We start from the raw sequence: 5282 nt of genomic DNA on the forward strand, positions 1-5282 counted from the left end.
CCGCAGGCCCCGCGCGGCCCGCAGCACGAGATTGTCGTCGGGCGAGCCGTCCAGGGCGGCGGCGAAAGGCCCGCCGAGCGCGAGGCGAAGGTCACCGCCCGTCGCCGGCGCCACGGAAAGCCGGTCGCCGATATCGGCGAAGACGACGAGGGAATCGAGCAGATGGTAACCGTCCGCGCGCCGGCCGGTAACGTGAAGACAGAGATTCACCTTGGCCGGGGCAAGGCCGGCGATCGCGTCAGTCCGCACCGGGGACGAGTTTTTCCGGCGCGAGACCCTTTTCGAGCTTGGTCTCGAGATCCGCCTTCTGATCATCCTCGGGCTTCAGCGCGAGGGCGGTGCGCCACTGGAACTCCGCCTCCAGCCTGCGCCCGACCGCCCAATAGGCATCGCCCAGATGGTCGTTCACCGTCGGGTCGCCCGGCTTCAGGTGCACGGCCTTTTCCAGTGTGTCCACGGCTTCGGCGAAACGGGCCTGACGGAAATAGACCCAGCCCAGACTGTCGACGATGTAACCATCGTCGGGCCTGTCGGCCACGGCCTTCAGCAGCATGGCCTCGGCGCGCTTCAGGTTACGCCCCTGCTCCACCCAGGAATAGGCGAGGTAATTGAGCACGCTCGGTTGGTCCGGCCGCAGGGCCAGGGCCTGCATCAGGTCGGCCTCGGCGTCCTGCCACTGATGCAGGCGCTCGCGGCAGATCCCGCGCGAGAACCAGAGGCTCCAGTACCGGGGATCGGGTTCGCCCACGGCATCGATCGCCGCGCCATAGGCGTCGGCGGCGGCGGCGAAATCCTCGCGCTCGCGCAGGATGTCGCCCCGGGCGACCATCGCCTCGATGCTCGGCCCGCCAGCCGTCCCGCTCCTGTCGAGGAGGTCCAGCGCCTCGTCGGCGCGATCCGCCTGCGACAGCAGCATGGCGTAGCGGACCTCGGCCATGGGCCGCAATTCCGAGCCTTCGGGGATGGAGCGGAACATCGCCATCGCCGCATCCTCGTCGCCGATATCCTCGAAGGTCTCGGCCAGCAGGGCCTGGGCTTCGGGGAAGTTGGGCTTGGCCATCGTGGCCAGACGCAGGTAGACGAGCACGGGCTCGTTCGCCCCGCTCTGGGCCAGCAGGCTGGCGATGCCATACATGGCCTCGGCGACGCCTTCGACCGCGGTCGAGACCACCGGCGTCGCGGCCTCGCCCCGCTCCAGCCGGGCCAGGGCGGCGGCGACCGCCAGATTGTTGCTGGCCTTCAGCGCCGCCTGATAGAGCGCGCGCGCGGCATCCTGATGGCCCGATGATTCGAGGAAAACACCCTCCGCCAGCAAGGTGTGCACCCAGTTGCCGGCGGGCGATGTCCGCAGGGCCTCGAACGCCTTGGCGGCCAGGGCGGGCTGGTTGCCGAAGGCGGCGAGAAGCGCGGTGTGGTAAAGGCGGAACGGCCGGACGCCCGGGGCATCCCCCAGTTTCTCCAGCGCCCTCAGGGCGCCGTCCGTGTCGCCCGTGCCGGCGATGGCCCAGGCCGTCATGATCGGGCCGATGATGTCGAGGGCGGCATTGGACGTCAGGCCGTCGAGCCGCTTCCGCGCCTCGGCATAGCGGCCGACGCGCATTTCGCCAATGGCGGCGACAAGGGGCGCGACCGTGTCGCTCGGCTCCAGCCGGGCGATGACCTCGGCGTGGGATGCGGCATCGACATAATCGCCCACCAGCAGCGACGACATCATGGCCTGCCGGCGCAGCATGGTATTGCCCGGATCGAGGCGCAGCGCCCCGTCGTAGAACAGGGCCGAAGCCGTCGAATCCTGAACCCCGCCGGCATAGCGGGCAGCCAGATAGGCGCCCGACAGACTGTGCAGTTCGATCGCTTCCACGGGCCGCGCCGCGGTCTCCGGCGTCGCCGCGCTGGGCATGCCGCAACCCGAAACGAGCAGACCGGTGATGAGGGAAATGGCGAATCCGCGCCGCCTGGCAGCTCGTCGCACGACCTTGAGACCTGTTTTCATGGTGGCCAATTTAACTGCAAGCGCCCCTTCGCGACAGGTCCAAGTCGATGGCGCCGTCACTCCCCGCACCCGAGGCCGCGACGGCGCCCTTGCACATCACATGTTCGGGTAGTTCGGACCACCGCCGCCCTCGGGCACGACCCAGTTGATGTTCTGGGTCGGGTCCTTGATGTCGCAGGTCTTGCAGTGCACGCAGTTCTGCGCGTTGATCTGCAACCGCGGCTCGCCCTTGTCCTGACCGACGATCTCGTAGACGCCGGCCGGGCAATAGCGCTGCTCCGGCGCGTCGTATTCCGCGAGATTGATGCGAATCGGCACCGTCGGATCCTTCAGCGTCAGATGGATCGGCTGGTCTTCCTCGTGGTTGGTGTTCGACAGGAACACCGAGGACAGGCGATCGAAGCTGATCTTGCCGTCGGGCTTCGGGTATTCGATCTTCGGCGCGTCCTTGGCCTTCACCAGCGACGTATTGTCGGGATGATGGCCGAGGGTCCAGGGCAGCGCCAGGCCGAGATGGCTCATCCACATGTCGAAGCCGCCGTAGATGGTGCCCTTGACGGTGCCCCACTTCAGCGCCGGCCGGACGTTGCGGACCTTGAACAACTCGTCATGGACCCAGGAGGTCGAGAACTTGTTGGCGTAATCCGACAGTTCGTCATGACCCTCGCGGCCCGCTTCCAGCGCCTCGAAGGCGGCTTCGGCGGCCATCATGCCGGTCTTCATCGCGTTGTGACTGCCCTTGATGCGGGGCACGTTGACGAAGCCGGCCGAACAGCCGATCAGCACGCCGCCCGGGAAGGTCAGCTTCGGAATCGACTGGTAACCGCCCTCGTTGATCGCGCGGGCACCGTAAGCGATACGCTTGCCGCCCTCGAAGAAGGTTCGGATGTCGGGATGGGTCTTGAAGCGCTGGAATTCCTCGAAGGGCGAGAGATAGGGATTCCAGTAGTCGAGGGCGACGACATAGCCGACCGCGACCTGATTGTCCTCGAGATGGTAGAGGAAGGCGCCACCGGCGGTCTTCCTGTCCAGCGGCCAGCCCTGGGCATGCAACACGAGACCCTCGCGGTGCTTCGCCGGGTCGATCTGCCACAATTCCTTGATGCCGATGCCGTAGGTCTGCGGCTGTTTGCCTTCGCGCAGGCCATAATGCGCGATGATGTCCTTGGACAGGCTGCCGCGCACGCCTTCGGCGAAGAAGGTGTATTTGGCGTGAAGTTCCACGCCCGGCGTATAGCTGTCCTTGTGATGACCGTCGCGGCCGACGCCCATGTCGCCGGTGGCGACGCCCTTCACCGAGCCATCCTCGTGATAGAGCACTTCGGCCGCGGCGAAGCCCGGATAGATCTCGACGCCGAGTTCCTCGGCCTGGGCGGCCAGCCAGCGACAGACATTGCCGAGGCTGACGATGTAATTGCCCTCGTTGTGCATGAAGCCGGGCATGATGAAGCCCGGCAGCGAGACCGACTTCTTCTCGGTCAGCACCAGCCACTTGTCCTCGACGACCGGGGTGTTCAGGGGCGCGCCGCGCTCCTTCCAGTCCGGGAGAAGTTCATTCAGCGCCTTCGGGTCCAGCACGGCGCCCGAGAGAATATGGGCGCCGACTTCGGACCCTTTCTCGATCACGCAGACCGTGTAGTCCTTGCCTTGCTCGGCGCAGAGCTGTTTGAACTTGATCGCCGCCGACAGGCCAGCCGGCCCTGCGCCGACAATGACCACATCGAACTCCATCGCCTCGCGTTCCATGAGCCTCCTCCTAACCCCGCTATGCCCTGAATCTGGTCTGGCCCGGCCTTTCGGCCCCAAGATGTGAAGCGGGAACATAGCGTCAGTGCTAGTGTCAATCCATGGATCAAATCACAGAAATCGGGACAATCCTCGAATGGTATCTGTCGGTCGGGGTCGACGAAGCCCTGGCGGATGCCCCGATCGATCGTTTCGAGACTTCGAAACAGGTGCTGGCCCGCGGCACGCCCCCGGTGGCGGAGCGCCGGGCTTCCCCTGCGTCAGCGCCGGCCTCGGCACCTTCCCCCGGCCTTTCGCCCCGGCGGGAAGCGAGCCCGCCCGGCCCTTCGGCCGCCGAAGCCGCCATTGCCGCCAATGCCCGCGAGATTGCCGCCGCCTGCGACGATTTTGCCGCCCTGGAGGCCGCGATTCGGGCCTTCGAGGGCTGCCCGCTGAAGGCCGGCGCCCTGAACACGGTCATCGCCGATGGCACCTTCGGCGCCGAACTGATGCTGATCGGCGAGGCCCCGGGGGCCGACGAGGACCGCCTGGGCAAGCCCTTCGTCGGCCGCGCCGGACAATTGCTGGACAAGATGCTGGCCGCGATCGGCCGCGACCGCGCGCGCGATGCCTATATCGCCAATATCCTGTTCTGGCGCCCGCCCGGCAATCGCAAGCCCGACCCGGTGGAAACCGCCAGCTGCCTCCCCTTCGTCGAGCGGCTGATCGAATTGTCGAAGCCCAAGGTGATCGTCCTTCTGGGCGCGACACCGACATCAACCCTGCTCGGCCTTGGCGACGGCATCACCCGGCTGCGCGGGCGCTGGCGGGACTGGCACGGCATTCCGGCGATGCCCATGCTTCATCCCGCCTATCTGCTGCGCCAGCCTCAGGCCAAGCGCGAAGCCTGGCACGATCTGCTGGCGGTCCGCCACCGCCTCCTCGACTGACGAATCGATCCGGCTTGGCAGATGGCGGGTCCTGGCTTACCCTCGGGCCGGGGTTTGTACGGGCAAGGCGAGGGAATGAGGCGGAAGACAAGGGCTGACCGTGAAATCGGGCGCCGCTGGCGGTTCATCGCGGCGGTGGCGGCGGTTTCGTGCCTTGCGCTTTCGATGCCCGGCACGGCCGCCGAAAGCCTGCCCGGCAGCGCTGTCATCAGCGATGGCGTGATGGCGGGGACCAAGCCCCTGCACAATCTCTCCAGGGACGACCTGCGGCGCTACCGGGCGGCCTTCGATGCGCAGGAACGCGGCGATTTCGCCGAGGCCGACCGCCAGATCGCCAGTCTCGACGATCTGATGCTGGTCGGCCATCTGCTGCGCGAGCGTTTCCTGGATACCGCCCGCTATGGCGCGCGTCAGCGCGAACTGGCCGAGTGGTTGGCCGCCTATGACGATCTGCCCGGCTATGAGGACATCGAGGCGATGGCCGCCGCCGGTACCCCCTCGGGGGCGGGCGACGGCTTCGCCGCGTCCCGGGCCGCGGCCACCGCCGTCGGCCTGTCGATGATGGATTCGCCGCTCGACATGATGCCGCTCGAGCCGCGCGGCCGGGACGATGC

General features: G+C 67.2%; 3 protein-coding genes and 2 pseudogenes. 2 read left to right on the plus strand and 3 right to left on the minus strand.

The window, feature by feature from the left end; genetic code table 11:
- From WAZ62_RS14770 to WAZ62_RS14780, 3 genes and pseudogenes are all read right to left on the minus strand, one after another.
- Positions 1 to 249: pseudogene (locus WAZ62_RS14770) on the minus strand (4-(cytidine 5'-diphospho)-2-C-methyl-D-erythritol kinase); the annotation flags it as partial.
- Complete coding sequence (locus WAZ62_RS14775; RefSeq protein WP_422644302.1) at positions 239 to 1993, minus strand: tetratricopeptide repeat protein; 1755 nt, start codon at positions 1991 to 1993, stop codon at positions 239 to 241. The pseudogene WAZ62_RS14770 and the gene WAZ62_RS14775, both read right to left, overlap by 11 nt.
- A 96-nt stretch (positions 1994 to 2089) precedes the next feature.
- On the minus strand, positions 2090 to 3739 hold the full coding sequence (locus WAZ62_RS14780) for an electron transfer flavoprotein-ubiquinone oxidoreductase (protein WP_422644303.1): 1650 nt from the start codon (positions 3737 to 3739) through the stop codon (positions 2090 to 2092).
- A 101-nt stretch (positions 3740 to 3840) separates the two neighbouring features.
- On the opposite strand from WAZ62_RS14780, the gene WAZ62_RS14785 reads away from it, so the two are divergent.
- Positions 3841 to 4668, plus strand: a complete 828-nt coding sequence (locus WAZ62_RS14785; protein ID WP_422644304.1) for a uracil-DNA glycosylase — start codon at positions 3841 to 3843, stop codon at positions 4666 to 4668.
- A 75-nt stretch (positions 4669 to 4743) separates the two neighbouring features.
- A pseudogene (locus WAZ62_RS14790) lies at positions 4744 to 5282 on the plus strand (hypothetical protein); the annotation flags it as partial.

Origin of the sequence: Zavarzinia sp. (assembly GCF_049306435.1) — a bacterium.
Taxonomy (GTDB): Bacteria; Pseudomonadota; Alphaproteobacteria; order Zavarziniales; family Zavarziniaceae; genus Zavarzinia.